The following is a 13,173-nucleotide window of genomic DNA, read 5'->3' as shown; positions in this document are numbered from 1 at the left end:
GAGCACTAGTATGACCAAGACCCCCGACATGACCAAGATGGTTCAGGACATGATGGCTGCGTTCCCGGTGGACGGCACCGCGTTCCAGAACGCCTTCAAGACCCAGGCCGCCATGGGTGAAAAGCTGACCAAAGTGGCTCTGGAAGCCGCTGAAAAGTCGACCGAGATCACCTCGAAATGGGCCAAGGACACCATCGCCAAGATGGCCGACGCCTCGAAAGCCAAGGCTGACGTCGCCGAATACGGCAAAGCCGCTTCGGACTTCGCTTCGTCCGCTGCCGAGATGGCTGCCGAGAACATGGCCGCTTTCGCCGAGATCGCCAAGAAAGTTCAGATGGAAACCGTCGAACTGATGCTGGCTGCTGGCAAGGACGCTTCGGAAGAAGCTCAGGCTGCCGTGAAGAAAGCCACCACCGAAGCGACCGCTGCGGTGAAGAAAGCTGCTTCGGCTGCTGCCGCGAAGTAATTCTTCGCGCGCATTCCCGGCCTCTCCTCCCTGCCGGGAGAATGCGCAGGGGCGGGCTTCGGCCCGCCCTTTCTTTTTGCTTTCCTTTTCCGCTGCGCCTGCCCTAATCTTCTCTGCAAGCGCATAAAAGGGGAGGCGCCGCCATGGCCAACACCGAGAAGCCGCTGCTGATCAAACGCTATGCCAGCCGCCGTCTCTATAATACCGAAACCAGCGATTATGTGACGCTGGAAGATATTGCCGGATTCATCCGCGCCGGGCGCGAGGTGCAGATCGTCGATCTGAAATCGGGCGATGACCTGACCCGTCAGTACCTGCTTCAGATCGTGGCCGAACATGAAAGCAAGGGCGAAAGCGTCCTGCCGATCAACGTGCTGACCGATCTTGTCCGCAGCTACACCACCGAAATGCAAAGCGTCGTGCCGCATTTCCTCGCCGCCTCGTTCGAGATGCTGCGCGACGGCCAGTCCAAGATGCTGGAGAATTTCAGCAGCTTCCCCAACCCGATGAGCGCGATGCCGGGGTTCGAGGCGATGCGCAAGCAGCAGGAAGCCTTCATGAAATCCATGATGGGCGGCTTGCCTGCCTGGGGCACGACGGTGCCAGGCCGCGAGGCGGATGACGACAAGCAGGGATCTTCTGCCGAAGAACTGGCACAGATCCGCAAGCAACTGGCCGATCTGCAATCCAAGCTGTCCAAGCTTTGATGCCCTGATCCCGGTGCGGCGATGAACGACACCCAGAGCCGCATTTCCCTGTGGGGGGTCGAAATCTTTCTGGCAACCGCCGAAGCCGGGTCGATTTCTGCCGCGGCGCGGCGGCTTGGGGCGAGCACATCGACCCTGAGCCAGCAACTTGCCGGGCTAGAGGGCGTTCTGGGGGTGACGTTGCTGGATCGCGGCGCGCGCCCGATGAGGCTGACCTCAGCGGGGCGCGTCTTTCTGCGGCACGCCCGCAGCATGCTGGACAGCGCGACGGCCGCCCGTGCTGAACTGGCGCTTGCGGATCTGTCGGGGCTGCCCCGCCTGCGTCTGGGCGTGATCGAGGATCTGGACGCCGATGTCACGCCGCGCCTGCTGACCGCGCTTTCGGCGCAATTTCGCAACAGCCGCTTCCTGCTGGAAACCGGCGCGAGCCATCGCCTTCTGGAGCAGCTTTCCGCCCGTGCGCTGGATATGGTGATCACCGCCGACCCGGGGCTTGCCCGCAGCGCCGAGCCGGGGGAGGAAAGCTATCCTCTGCTGGCAGAGCCGTTTGTGGTCGCCATTCCTCGGGGAACACCGACCGATGCGCTGGCAGACACGCTGCGCGGGCTGCCGCTGATCCACTATTCCGCGCGGCATCTGATGGGGCGGCAGATCGCGGCGCATCTGGCCGGCCAGAGCCTGACACTGGCGCATCGGTTTGAACTGGACAGCTATCACGCCATTTTGGCGATGGTCGCGGCAGGGCAGGGCTGGACGATCCTGACCCCGCTGGCTTTGCACCATGCCGCGCGCTTCCTGCCCGAGGTGGAGGTCTGCCCGCTTCCTTTCGGGGGGCTGGAACGGCGGATCGTGCTGTCAGCCCGCAGCGGCGCCTTGCAGACCATGCCGGGGCAGGTGCGCGAGCACGTGCAGGCCCTGCTGGCCGAGGCGGTGATCGCCCCGGCGCTGCTGCGGTGGCCCTGGCTCGACGGGCAGTTGCGGCTGCTTTAGCCCTTCACATCCGCTGCTGCGGCGACCAGTGCCTCGGCAATGAAGTCCAGTTCCGCCCGGTTCAGCCGGGTCGGCAGCCGCACATCGCAGGCGCGCATCAGCATGGCCCGGGTCTGCGGCAGCTCTGGCAGGTCACCAAGGAATTGCCAGTTCCAGAAGGCGCGGGCGTTATCATCGCTGAGACCGAAGACCTGCACCGACACGCCGCGTGTCTTCGCGGCGGTCTGGAATGCGCGCGCTTCGGCATCAGTCTCAAAGCCCACGAGGTTGAACTGAATCGAATCCGGCGCGCGCTCCTCCGGGGCCAGCGGCGCGGGCACCGACAGCCAGGGCGAGCGGTTCAGCGCCTCCGCCACATGGTCATGGTTCTCGCGCCCCTTTTCGACACGCCGTGCCAGTTCCGGCAGTTGCGGGCGGATGACGGCGGCAGACAGGTTTTGCATCCGCATATTGTAAAGTGGCAGCTTGTTCTGCCACAGCATATAGCTGTTTTGCAGGCCCGGATGCTTCTTCCAGTTGTGCTCGTAGGCGCCCGACATGATGACCGCACGAGCTGCCAGTTCGGGATCGTCGGTGATCAGGATGCCACCTTCGCCGGCGTTGATCATCTTGTAAGACTGAAAGCTGAAACAGCCGATCTTGCCGATGGTGCCGATATTGCGGCCATGCCAGGTGGTGCCGAGGCTATGCGCCGCATCCTCGACCACCGGCACGCCCGCAGCATCGCAAAGCTGCATGATCGCGTCCATGTCCGAGGTATGTCCGCGCATGTGGCTGATGATGACCGCCGCCGCGTCGGGCAGCTTGGCGGCGAAGTCGTCCATGTCGACGCGATAGTTCTCGCCCACCTCGACCAGAACGGGAGTGCAATCGGCATGCACCACGGCCGAGGGCACAGCGGCGAAGGTAAACGCCGGGATCAGCACCCTGGCGCTGCGCGGCAGGTCCAGCGCCTTCAGCGACAAAAAGAGCGCAGCGGAACAGGACGATACCGCCAGCGCATAGCGCGCGCCCAGAAGCTCGGCGAATTCCGCCTCCAGCAGCGCGACCGGGGCACCTTCCGGCGCTGTGTATCGGAACAGATCGCCCGAGGCGAGCAGCCCCTCGATTGCCGCGCGCGCGGCCTCGGGGATCGGTTCGGCGTCATAAACATTGGGCGGGGCGATCTGTCCGTCAGCGGCCATATTCGGCTTTCCTGAAACTTTTCTTCGGAAAACCTGTAAGCGCTATGCCCCGCCAACGCCAGCAACAACTGCATGACCAGGCGTCGGGACGGGGCTTTCCGCCGACCAGCGCGTCAGATTCCCAGCCGGTCGCGCAGAGAAAACCACGTCATCGCGGCCACCAGCATTGGCCAGCGCAGCGCGACGCCGCCGGGGAAACGTGGCTGCGGCAGGGCTGCCATCAGATCGAACCGTTCCGCCTGCCCGCGCAACGTCTCGGCCATCAGCTTGCCCGCCAGTGTCGCCATCGCGACGCCGTGGCCGGAAAATCCAGAGGCCGACAGGATGTTGCCGGTGATGCGGGTAAAGCAGGGCAGGCGGTTCATTGTGATCGCCAGTGTCCCGCCCCATGCGTAGTCAATCTTCGCATCGCGCAGTTGCGGGTAGACCTCCAGCATCGGTTTCGACACGGTTTTCACGATGTCGGGGAACTTCCAGCCATAGCTTTCGCCGCCGCCGAACAGCAGGCGGTTGTCTTCCGACAGGCGCCAGTAATTCACCACGAATTTGGTATCTGCTACCGCAACGGGTTGTGACAGGATTTCTGCCGCGCGGTCGCCCAAAGGCTCGGTCGCGACGATGAAATTGTTGATCGGCATGACCTTGGCCGCCACCTGCGGCTCAAGCCCGCCGAGATAGCCGTTGCAGGCCAGAACCACATGATCCGCGACGACGCGGCCATGATTGGTGGCGACGGTCGCCGGGGCACCCTTGTCGATCCGGTGCACGGGGCTGGTCTCATGGATCACCGCCCCTGCAGCCATCGCCGCCTGCGCGAGGCCCAATGCATAGTTCAGGGGATGCACATGCCCGGCGCCCCAGTCGATTTCGCCGCCCTTGTAGGCGTCCGACCCGATCAGCGCGCGGATGCCCGCATGGTCCAGCACCTCCAACTGATCATAGCCGTAATCGCGGCGCAGCTTTTCGGCATAGGCATGGGTATGGCGGACCTCGCGGTCATGCCAGCAGGCATGGGCAACGCCGGGATGGAAGGTGCAGGGCATCGCGTGATCGGCGATCAGGCTCTTGACCAGCACCTTGGCCTCTTCCGCCAGATCCCAGTAGCGGCGGGCGTTTTCACGCCCGGCGATCCGCTCCATTTCTTCCTGGTCAAGCCGCTGGCCGCTGCCGACCTGCCCGCCATTGCGGCCCGAGGCGCCAAAGCCCACGCGATGCGCCTCCAGCACCACGACGCGCAACCCGGCTTGCGCCAGATGCAGCGCGGCGGAAAGGCCAGTATAGCCCGCGCCGATCACGCAGACATCGGCGCGCACCTCGCCCCGCAACTCGGGGAAGGGGGCAAGCTCGGCCTTTGTCGCAGCATAGAAGCTGGCCGGGTAATGCCCCGGCCGGTCATTTGCGTAGAGAAGGTTCATGCGGGCCTCAGACGTTCAGCAGAAGATGCTCACGCTCCCACGGGCTGATGACTTGCAGGAACTCTTTGTATTCATTGCGCTTCACGCTGTCGTAGACACCGCAGAACGTGACGCCCAGTACCTCGCGCAGCGGGCCGTCCTCTTCCAGAAGGTCCAGTGCATCTCCAAGGTTATAGGGGATGTCGTCGCTGTCGATATAGGCGTTGGTCGTGCATTCGGCACGGGGCATCTTCTTTTCCTTCAGGCCCAGATAGCCGCAGGCGAGGCTGGCGGCGATCCCCAGATAGGGGTTGCAGTCCATGCCTGGCAGCCGGTTTTCCACCCGCCGCGCAGCGGGGCCGGAGATTGGTACACGCAGGCCGGTGGTGCGGTTATCGCGGCCCCATTCCAGATTGATCGGCGCCGCGAAGTCGGGAACATAGCGGCGATAGCTGTTCACATAGGGCGCGAGCAGCGCGATGGCCGCCGGAAGGTGGTTCTGCATCCCGGCGATGAAGTGCAGGAACTCCAGCGTCTCGCCGCCCTCGGCATCGGAAAAGATATTGGCGCCGGTTGCCGTATCCACCACAGAGTGATGGATATGCATGGCCGATCCCGGTTCGCCCGCGATGGGCTTGGCCATGAAGGTGGCGAAGCAATCGTGGCGCAGCGCCGCCTCGCGGATCAGCCGCTTGAAGAAAAACACATCATCGGCCAGCCGCACCGGATCGCCATGGGCAAGGTTCAGTTCGATCTGCCCTGCGCCGCCTTCCTGAAGAATACCGTCAATCTCCAGCCCCTGCGCCTCGGCGAAATCATAGATGTCGTCGATGACCTTGCCATATTCATCCACCGCCGACAGGCTGTAGGCCTGTTTCTGCGCGGCGCGGCGGCCGGTGCGGCCCATGGGCGGTTGGATCGGCTGGTTCGGGTCGGTGTTGCGGGCGGTCAGGAAGAATTCCATCTCGGGCGCGACAACCGGGGTCCAGCCCTCGGCCTTGAACAGATCGACCACACGTTTCAGCACGTTGCGCGGGCTGAAGGCAACCGGATTGCCCTGCTGGTCCTGCGCGTCATGGATCACCTGAAGCGTGACATCGGCGGTCCAGGGCGCGGCGGTCGCGGTGCTGAAATCCGGCACGAGGATCATGTCGGGCTCGGTGAACGCATCGAAAGGATTGTCGGCCCATTCGCCGGTGATGGTTTGCAGGAAGATCGAGTTCGGCAGGAAATAGCTGGTCTGCTTGCCGAATTTCGCGGCCGGCATCGCCTTGCCGCGCGCCACACCGGCGACGTCGCCGATCACGCATTCCACCTCGTCCACGCGGCGGTTGGCAATATAGTTCCGGGCTGCCTCGGGCAGCTTGCTCGTCCAATCGGACATGGGTCACACTCTGGTTTTGGCCCTGTGGCCTCAGTTTTCCCCGCGAGGGGCTTTGAAAAATGCGGCAATCCGGCGCGCAATGGTCTGGTCATGGATCGGCGTGCCAAGACGTGCGCCCGCCCTGGCCATCACCTCGTCCGGCACAACGCCCTTGCCGCGCGTCTTCATCAGCCCGTCCACAAATTCGTCGCGGAATTCGGGATGGGCCTGCACTGTCAGCGCCCGGTCATCATAGACCAGCGCGGCATTTTCGCAGAAGGCATTGCTGCCGATGACCTCGGCGCCTTCGGGCCGTTCAACCACCTGATCGCGGTGCCAGGCGTTCAGGGTCAGCGTCTCGTCGCCAAAGGCATAATCGGTCGGGCCGACTGCCCAGCCTCCGCCAAACCGTTCCACCTTGCCGCCAAGCGCCTGTGCGATGATCTGATGGCCGAAACAGATACCGACCATGGGCACATGTTCGGCATAGGCGCGGCGGATGAAGTCTTCCAGCGGCTTGATGAAGGGATGATCCTCGTAGGCGCCATGGCGCGAGCCGGTGATCAGCCAGCCGTCACAGTCATGCACATTGGCGGGAAACCCCATGTCGACCACGCGATAGGTGCGGAAGTCGAAGCCGTTGCCATCCAGCAGGCGGGCAAACATGTCGGGGTAATCCCCCATCTGCGGCGCAAGCGCGTCAGGGGCGAGGCCGGTTTGCAGAATGCCGATGCGCATGGATAACCTGTGTCAGTGATACGGAAAATGTAGCAACCTGCCCCCCCTGACGGCAAGGGGGGCAAGGCATCACACGGTGTCGAGATAAAGCTCGACCTGCTCCTCGGGGCTGAGTTCCGCAAGGTAATGCAGCTCCTGCCGTTTGGTCAGCACGAGATTGTGGATCAGGTCGGGCGGCAGGATGCGCGGCATGATCGTCGAATTTTCGAAGGCGTCGATCGCTTCGGCCCAGTTCGCCGGGATCTGCGGCAGGTCCAGCGCATAGGCATTGCCGGTGATCGGCGAAGGCGGCTCCATCTCGTCCTCAATGCCGACAAGTGCGGCACCAAGGATGGTGGCGAGCATGAGGTAGGGGTTCACGTCCCCCCCCGCCACCCGATGTTCCACCCGCCGGGCCGAGGGGCTGCCCGCCGGAATGCGGATCGCGGCGGTGCGGTTCTCGTAGCCCCAGGCAATCGCGGTGGGCGCATGCTTGCCCGGCACCAGCCGGTCATAGCTGTTCTGATGCGGCGCGAAGATCAGTGTGCTGTCATGCATCGCATGCAGGCAGCCCGCCACCGCCTGACGCAGCGCCGCCGTGCCCTTCGGCCCGCCGCTGTCAAAGATATTGTCACCGTCCTTGTCGATCACGCTGAAATGGGTGTGCAGCCCCGAGCCGGAATATTCGGCATAGGGTTTCGCCATGAAGCTGGCGGCAAAGCCGTGACGGCGGGCCAGCCCCTTCACCAGCATCTTGAACAGCCATGCGTCATCCGCCGCGCGCAGCGGATCGTCGCAATGCATCAGGTTCATCTCGAACTGGCCCAGTCCGGTTTCCGATGTGGTGGTATCGGCCGGAATGTCCATCGCCTCGCAGGCGTCGTAAAGATCGGTGAAGAAAGTGTCGAAAGCGTCCAGCGCGCGGATCGAGAGTGTTTCCGCCGCTTTGCGCCGCTTGCCAGACCGGGGCGAGGCGGGCACCTGCATGGTCTTGCCGCTGTCGTCGATCAGAAAGAATTCCAGCTCCATCGCGCAGACCGGGGTCAGGCCGCGTGCCTTGTAGCGGTCGACCACCGCGCGCAGGGCATGGCGCGGATCACCGTCATAGGGCAGGCCGTTTTCGCGGAACATCCAGATCGGCAGCAGCGCGGTCGGGGCCTCCAGCCAGGGCATTGGCATGAACCCACGTTCGGTGGGCTTCAGCACGCCATCCTGATCGCCCTGTTCAAAGACCAGCGGGCTGTCGTCGATATCCTCGCCCCAGATGTCGAGGTTCAGGACCGAGAACGGGAAGCGGGTGCCGTTCTTCACCACATTCTCGGCAAAGCGGGCGGGGATGCGCTTGCCGCGCGCCTGTCCGTTCAGGTCTGCCGCTGCCACCCGGATCGTGCGGACCTCGGGGTGTTTACGAAGCCAATCCTTCATACTCATCGTGTCGTTCAAGACCGTCAGGCGCCGGTTCACCGTCGTGGGCCCTCGCGCCCGCCGGGGTGAGAGCCATGCCCTTGGCCCTTTCTCCCTTGTTTGATCCTTGCCATCCACGCCCGCCCGACGGGGCAGGGGACGCCATATGCCCCGCAGGGCGCACGGTTCGGGCGACGGCCCGAAGAATTTGATCAAATAATGGATACTATCGGATCAGCCTCGGACGCAAGCGAATTTTGCTGCGAATGTTCGATGGCAGGTGCCGGTTCAGCCTCCGGTTCACGATTCCGAACAAAAGGATCAGCGTCGCGGTCAACATGATGAAATAGAAGGCGACGATCGGATAGGGCACGAAAGGGTTGAACGTCTTGTCCGCGAAGTAGTTCGCGTAATAGAGCGCATCGCCCCTTTGCTGGAACGCCGGGAAGCCGGAAAAGAACACCAGCGTCGTGGCGTGGAACAGAAAAATCGCCTCGTTGGTATAGGCAGGCCAGGCCAGCCGCAGCATGGTTGGCCACTGGATACGGCGGAACTTGGACCAGCCATGGATGCCGTAAGCCTCGGCCGCCTCCAGATCGCCTTTCGGCACCGACATCAGGGCGCCATAGAAGATCTCTGCGGCGTAGGCGGCGGTATTGAGGAACAGCACGATCAGCGCGCCTGCCCATGCACTTGTCAGCCAATTGGTCGCAATATGCAGCCCGAAAATGTCGATTCCGCCGCGCGGCAGCATCACCAGTGCCGAATAGGCAAGGAAGAACTGGATGAACAGCGGCGAGCCACGGAACACGAAGATGAACCATTCGGCAGGTTTGCGCGCCCATGGGTTGTGCGAGGCCTTCGCCATGGCCAGCGCATTGGCGAAGAAGAAGCCGAACATCAGCGCCAGCGCGCCGAAATAGATGTTCCAGATCAAGCCCGAGCCGATCAGGGTGAATTGCTGGCACAGGGTGAAATCGCTGCGTGGCAGCAGTTTCTCGCCATAACCGAGGCTGCGGAAGGCATAGGCGCCAATGGTTTCCCAGCAGGTCATTGCGCGGCCCTCCGCATCGCCTCGCCAGCGGCGGTGGCCTGGCCATGGTTCAGTCGTGCCGACAGACGGCCCAGCAGGATTTCGGAAACGCGCGTCATGCAGAGATAGGCCACCAGCAGGAAGAGGAAATACCACAGCCGCCAGTCGGGATGCGGATAGGCATAAGCCTGGGTTTTGGCGCTGCCCAGTTCGCGCGCCCAATAAACGATGTCCTTGACCCCCAGGAGAAACAGCAGCGGCGTCGCCTTGATGAGGATCATCCACAGGTTCGACAGGCCCGGCAGCGCATAGGTCCACATCTGCGGCACCAGAATGCGGCGGAACACCTGACGGGGTGTCATGCCATAGCTTTCGGCGGTTTCAAGCTGCGCGCGGGGCACTGCATTCATGGCCCCATAAAGCACGTTCGCCGCGAAAGCCCCGAAGACGATTGAGAAGGTAAAGACCGCCAGCGCAAAGCCGTAAAGCTGGTGCCAGATCTGCGACGATGACCCCAGCGGCACCTTGGCCTGCGGGCAGACGCGGAATTCCAGCCCCTGGCGGATCGGCTCTTTCCAGTCCGGGCAGACCACCTGATGCTTCATCCACTCGATCCCCTGATCAAGGGCGATGACGAAGAACATGAAGAACACGATGTCCGGCACGCCGCGCACCATGACGATGTAAATCTTGCCCAGCCAGCTGACAGGCGCGATATGGCTGCGCGCCGCCATGGCGCCGCCAAACCCGAAGGCCAGCGCCGTGGGGGCGGTGACCGCAAGCAGGGTCAAAACCGTCAGGAACGAGGTGTAGAAGCCAAGATGCTTGCCGGAGGTCAGATAGCACAGAAGCCAGCCGAAGCCTTCCAGCGCCTTGGGGTCGGCGCAAAAGCTGAACATGGGTGACAGATCGCTGGGGCCGCGCGGGGCAGGTCGGAACACCCCGCCGGACGAACCGGCGGGGCAGGGGCGAAATCAGAACAGCGGCGTATCTTCGCCGAAGTGCTTTTTCAGCGCGGCGTTCAGGGTGCCGTCGGCTTTCATCGACTGGATCGCGGCGGTGAATTTCTCGCGCAGTTCATTGTCGCTTTGACGGAAGCCGAGGCCGACACCGCCGCCCAGTTCCACATCGTCGCCCACGAACATCAGTTCGCCGTTCGACTGCTCGACATAGGGCTTCAGGAAGTCCTTGTCGGCAAACACCGCGGCAGCCTCGCCGTTGCGGACGGCGGCGATGGTTTCGTCGGGGGTGGCGAATTCCAGCAGGGTCGCGCCGGATTCGGCGACATAGCCCGCCTGAATGGTGCCGACCTGCGCCGAGACCACGCCCTTGATGTCAGCGCCCGCATCCGAGGCCACATAGGCCGAGGCGGCCGGGGGGAAGTAGTTCTCCGAGAAGCTGATGACTTTCGAGCGTTCGTCGGTGATGCTCATGCCCGCGATGATGACATCATAGTTGCCCGATTGCAGGTTCGGGATGATCGAATCCCAGTCGTTCGTCACCCATTCGCAGGTCAGTTCGGCGCGCTTGCACAGTTCGTCGCCCACTTCACGCTCGAACCCGGCGACCTGGCCGTTGTCGTCGATGAAGTTGAAGGGCGGATAGGCGCCCTCGGTGCCCAGACGCACGGTCTGCGCGGCAGCCGCACCGCCGGTAAGCGCCAGAAGCGCGGTGGCAAGAAGCAGTTTCTTCATTGTTGGTCTCCCCTTGGTGATCTGATTTCTTTTTGGCCCGGAACGGCGGCGCAATCCAGCGTCAGGCGATGGTTTCAGGCCATTGTGGCTGAAAGGAAGCCGCGCAACCGTTCGGTCTGCGGATTTCCGAAAAGCTGGTCTGGCGGGCCTTCCTCCTCGATCCGGCCCTGATGCAGGAAGACGACGTGATCGGACACATCGTTGGCCATCTTCATGTCATGGGTCACGATGATCATGGTCCGGCCTTCCTCGGCCAGCGCCTTGATCACCTTCACCACTTCCTGCTCAAGTTCGGGATCCAGCGCCGATGTCGGTTCATCGAACAGCAGGGCGCGCGGCTCCATGCACAGGGCGCGGGCGATGGCGGCGCGCTGCTGCTGGCCACCGGAAAGCTGCGCGGGCCAGGCATCGGCCTTGTCGGCAATGCCAACCTTGGCCAGATATTCACGCGCCTTCGCCTCGACCTCTTTCGGGTCGCGTTTCAGTACGGTCAGCGGTGCTTCCATGACGTTCTGGAGGATCGTCATATGGGCCCAGAGGTTGAACTGCTGGAACACCATCGACAGATTGGTGCGGATACGCAGAACCTGTGCCTTGTCAGCCGGGTGACGGTGCAGGCCGGTACCCTTCCAGTGGACGGCTTCACCCTCGAACAGGATGTCGCCCTGCTGGCTGTCTTCCAGCAGGTTGCAGCAGCGCAGCAGCGTGGATTTGCCAGAGCCGGACGACCCGATCAGCGAAAGCACATGGCCTTTCGGTGCGGTCATTCCGACACCCTTCAGCACCTCCAGCGGACCGTAGGATTTATGAAGATCTCGGATCTCGATGACCGGAACGCTGGCGTCCGGGGCGGGCGTAAGTTGGTCGGCAGTCACGGTTTCTCGCTTGTCGTTGGCCTGTCAGGGCTCCCTTGACGGTCGAGTAGTGCGGAATTCGTGGTGCATTGCAACGTCAATTGTGTCGGAACAAACAGAGTTGCCTGCAAAATGGGCAATCTGCCCGTTCATTTCGGTCAGCCCTGCGCCAAAGCGGGCGGTGGCGGGATCGGCACGGCAAGATAGTCGGCAGAGGGAATCTGGATCAGCCCGCACAGGCCAAGCGCGGCCCGGTCATCCGGCGGCAGGGTGACAATGGCCTCGGCCACGGCGGCGGCCAGCGGCGCGGGATCGGTGCCCTGCGCGGTAACATAGGGCAGACCGGGCGTGGGGGCGGTCTGGCCGATCACGCGCAGGCGTGCTGCCACCTCCGGCTCCCACCGCAGCAAAAGCCGCCATGTCACCGCATCAAGGCTTGCCCAGTCTGCCCGGCCTTCCGCCACAGCACGGGCAGAGGCGGCATGACCGCCGGTTTCCAGCGCGGGGCGGATCGTCAGGCCAAGGGCCGTCATATGGTTTGCGGCGGCGGCCCAGCCCGATTGCGAGCGCGCTTCGTTGAAGGCGAAGGCGGCATCGGCAAAATCGGCCAGTTCCGCGCGCGGATCATCGCCGCGCGCGACCAGAACGCTGCGATAATAGCCGGGCGGGCAGCCTTCCACCCCGAAATCAGGGGTGCCGACCAGCGTCACCACCTCCTTCAACTCGGTGCGATAGGGCATGCCGCAGGTCTGCGAGAGCAACAGGTCGGGCGAATGCCAGCCCGCCCACCAGGCGCGGTCGTCACGGGTCAGTGCCTCGGGTGCCTCGATCCCGCGTTTGCGCAGCCCGTCGCGGATCAGCGACCAGTAAAGATCGGTCGGGCCGCGCAACTCGGGCCGGTCATACATGCCAAGGGCGGCGATCATTGCGCGGCCTCGGCCCGTTGCCGGGCCTGTGCCGATTCGACATCGGTCAGCCCCAGCAGATTGGCGATGAGCCGCAGCATCTGATCCTCGTCATCCGAACGCTGCCCGTCAGCAAGCGCCACGGTCCAGAGACCCTCGACCAGCGCCGCCCGCGACTCCAGCGGCACGGCCTCCTTGAGCGCGCGGGTAAAGCGCACGGTATCGGGGGCGGAGGCTTCCAGCGCCTCTGCCTCTGCGCGCAGCGCGGCGGCGGCAAAGGGCGACATTCCATGTACGCGGGTCAGAACCGCGTCGATCCGCGATTGCTCGGCCGGGTCATACACACCGTCCGCACGTGCCACGCGCACCAGCAGCGCCGCGAGTGCCAGCTTTGCCTCATCTGCGCCCAGACGGGCCGGGGCGGGGGCGGTCAGGCATCGCAGGAGTTTTTCGAACATGGTG

General features: G+C 63.6%; 14 protein-coding genes. 3 read left to right on the top strand and 11 right to left on the bottom strand.

Translation table 11 applies throughout. From position 1 onward, the window contains the following. Positions 1-10: 10 nt before the first annotated feature. The 3 genes from IE126_RS17285 to IE126_RS17275 all read left to right on the top strand — a co-directional run bounded on the left by IE126_RS17285 (position 11) and on the right by IE126_RS17275 (position 2,163). A complete protein-coding gene (locus tag IE126_RS17285) occupies positions 11-466 on the top strand; it encodes a phasin family protein (RefSeq protein WP_054302763.1) in 456 nt (151 codons plus the stop codon). Between the two features lie 143 nt (positions 467-609). Continuing rightward, positions 610-1,173 carry a polyhydroxyalkanoate synthesis repressor PhaR gene (phaR, locus tag IE126_RS17280; protein ID WP_189381715.1) on the top strand — a complete coding sequence of 188 codons (564 nt, stop codon included), beginning with the start codon at positions 610-612 and terminating at the stop codon, positions 1,171-1,173. Between the two features lie 21 nt (positions 1,174-1,194). Further along, positions 1,195-2,163 (top strand): LysR family transcriptional regulator, encoded by a 969-nt coding sequence (locus IE126_RS17275; RefSeq protein ID WP_054302765.1) that lies wholly within the window; start codon positions 1,195-1,197, stop codon positions 2,161-2,163. On the opposite strand, the gene IE126_RS17270 is transcribed toward IE126_RS17275, so the two are convergent. From IE126_RS17270 to IE126_RS17220, 11 genes are all read right to left on the bottom strand, one after another. Continuing rightward, on the bottom strand, positions 2,160-3,347 hold the full coding sequence (locus IE126_RS17270) for a DegT/DnrJ/EryC1/StrS family aminotransferase (RefSeq protein ID WP_189381714.1): 1,188 nt from the start codon (positions 3,345-3,347) through the stop codon (positions 2,160-2,162). The genes IE126_RS17275 and IE126_RS17270 overlap by 4 nt on opposite strands. 113 nt (positions 3,348-3,460) lie before the next feature. Continuing rightward, complete coding sequence (locus IE126_RS17265; protein WP_189381713.1) at positions 3,461-4,762, bottom strand: NAD(P)/FAD-dependent oxidoreductase; 1,302 nt, start codon at positions 4,760-4,762, stop codon at positions 3,461-3,463. A gap of 7 nt (positions 4,763-4,769) precedes the next feature. Further along, positions 4,770-6,125, bottom strand: a complete 1,356-nt coding sequence (locus IE126_RS17260; RefSeq protein ID WP_054302768.1) for a glutamine synthetase family protein — start codon at positions 6,123-6,125, stop codon at positions 4,770-4,772. A gap of 30 nt (positions 6,126-6,155) precedes the next feature. Beyond that, a complete protein-coding gene (locus IE126_RS17255) occupies positions 6,156-6,842 on the bottom strand; it encodes a type 1 glutamine amidotransferase (protein ID WP_189381712.1) in 687 nt (228 codons plus the stop codon). A 69-nt stretch (positions 6,843-6,911) separates the two neighbouring features. Then, positions 6,912-8,246: a glutamine synthetase family protein gene (locus tag IE126_RS17250; RefSeq protein ID WP_054302814.1), complete on the bottom strand. Its 1,335-nt coding sequence runs from the start codon at positions 8,244-8,246 to the stop codon at positions 6,912-6,914. Between the two features lie 205 nt (positions 8,247-8,451). Next, positions 8,452-9,279, bottom strand: coding sequence for an ABC transporter permease (locus IE126_RS17245; protein WP_054302770.1), 828 nt, complete (start codon positions 9,277-9,279; stop codon positions 8,452-8,454). Next, the gene (locus IE126_RS17240; protein WP_108129732.1) at positions 9,276-10,157 is read right to left on the bottom strand and encodes an ABC transporter permease; all 882 of its coding nucleotides are present in this window, start codon (positions 10,155-10,157) and stop codon (positions 9,276-9,278) included. Before IE126_RS17240 ends, IE126_RS17245 begins: the two co-directional genes overlap by 4 nt. A 75-nt stretch (positions 10,158-10,232) precedes the next feature. Next, a complete protein-coding gene (locus IE126_RS17235; RefSeq protein WP_054302772.1) occupies positions 10,233-10,952 on the bottom strand; it encodes a transporter substrate-binding domain-containing protein in 720 nt (239 codons plus the stop codon). A gap of 74 nt (positions 10,953-11,026) precedes the next feature. Continuing rightward, positions 11,027-11,827, bottom strand: a complete 801-nt coding sequence (locus tag IE126_RS17230; RefSeq protein ID WP_054302773.1) for an ABC transporter ATP-binding protein — start codon at positions 11,825-11,827, stop codon at positions 11,027-11,029. Between the two features lie 137 nt (positions 11,828-11,964). Beyond that, positions 11,965-12,732, bottom strand: coding sequence for a phosphate/phosphite/phosphonate ABC transporter substrate-binding protein (locus IE126_RS17225; RefSeq protein ID WP_189381711.1), 768 nt, complete (start codon positions 12,730-12,732; stop codon positions 11,965-11,967). Beyond that, a complete protein-coding gene (locus tag IE126_RS17220; RefSeq protein ID WP_189381710.1) occupies positions 12,729-13,169 on the bottom strand; it encodes a tellurite resistance TerB family protein in 441 nt (146 codons plus the stop codon). Before IE126_RS17220 ends, IE126_RS17225 begins: the two co-directional genes overlap by 4 nt. Positions 13,170-13,173: the final 4 nt, after the last annotated feature.

Source organism: Gemmobacter nanjingensis (assembly GCF_014652195.1).
Taxonomy (GTDB): Bacteria; Pseudomonadota; Alphaproteobacteria; order Rhodobacterales; family Rhodobacteraceae; genus Gemmobacter; species Gemmobacter caeni.
Note: the sequence above shows the minus strand (reverse complement) of the source record. Positions and strands in the feature narration are given on the sequence as shown.